This window comes from Fibrobacter sp. UBA4309 (genome assembly GCF_002395745.1).
Lineage (GTDB): Bacteria > Fibrobacterota > Fibrobacteria > Fibrobacterales > Fibrobacteraceae > Fibrobacter.
This window is the reverse complement of record NZ_DGUN01000040.1, coordinates 12,538-13,535: the sequence shown is the minus strand read 5'-3', so window position 1 is coordinate 13,535 and position 998 is coordinate 12,538. Positions and strand designations below refer to the sequence as shown.

General features: G+C 57.7%; 1 protein-coding gene. It reads right to left on the bottom strand.

From position 1 onward, the window contains the following. A partial coding sequence (gene groEL / locus B3M32_RS04575) for a chaperonin GroEL (RefSeq protein ID WP_290743877.1) occupies positions 1-995 on the bottom strand: 995 nt, incomplete at its 3' end. Between the last annotated feature and the right edge of the window lie 3 nt (positions 996-998).

Genomic DNA, 998 nt, shown 5'->3' with positions numbered 1-998 from the left:
ACAATCGTGGTGTTGTCCTTCGTGATGGTGATGGACTTGGCCTGGCCAAGGACGGTGACCGGAGCATCTTCGAGCTTGGCGCCCGTGTCTTCGGAAACCAGCATACCGCCAGTGAGGATAGCGATGTCTTCGAGCATGGCCTTGCGACGGTCACCGAAGCCCGGGGCCTTGACGGCGGCGACCTTCAGGGTGCCACGCATCTTGTTCACGACGAGCGTTGCGAGAGCTTCGCCATCGACGTCTTCGGCAATGATGAGGAGAGACTTGCCCTGCTTTGCCACGTGTTCGAGCATCGGGAGCAAATCCTTCATGGTAGAAATCTTCTTGTCGTACAACAGGATGTACGGATTCTCGAGGGAGACTTCCATGCTGTCGGTGTTGGTGACAAAGTAAGGAGACAGGTAACCGCGGTCGAACTGCATACCTTCCACGACGTCGAGCACCGTGTCGGCAGTCTTGGATTCTTCGATGGTGATGACACCGTCGTTGCCGACCTTTTCCATGGCGTTGGCGAGGAGGTCACCGATTTCCGGGTCATTGTTCGCAGAGATGGTAGCGACCTGGGCAATGTGTTCCTTGCCGTTGATCTTCACGGCCATCTTGCCGATTTCCTTGATGACGGCGTCAACCGCAGCGTCCATGCCGCGCTTGATGTCCATCGGGTTTGCACCGGCAGCGACGTTCTTCAAGCCTTCGCGAGTGATAGCCTGGGCGAGAACGGTTGCAGTCGTGGTACCGTCACCGGCAGCGTCAGAAGTCTTGTTGGCTACTTCCTTGGCCATCTGGGCGCCGAGATTTTCGTAGGCGTCTTCGAGTTCCACTTCCTTGGCGACCGTCACGCCGTCCTTCGTCACGTTCGGGGCACCGAAGGAGCGGGCGATCATCACGTTGCGGCCCTTGGGGCCGAGAGTTACCTTGACTGCGTTGGCGAGCTTGTCCACGCCCTTCATGAGGGATTCGCGAGCCGCCACATCAAACTTGAGTTGCTTTGCCATTTT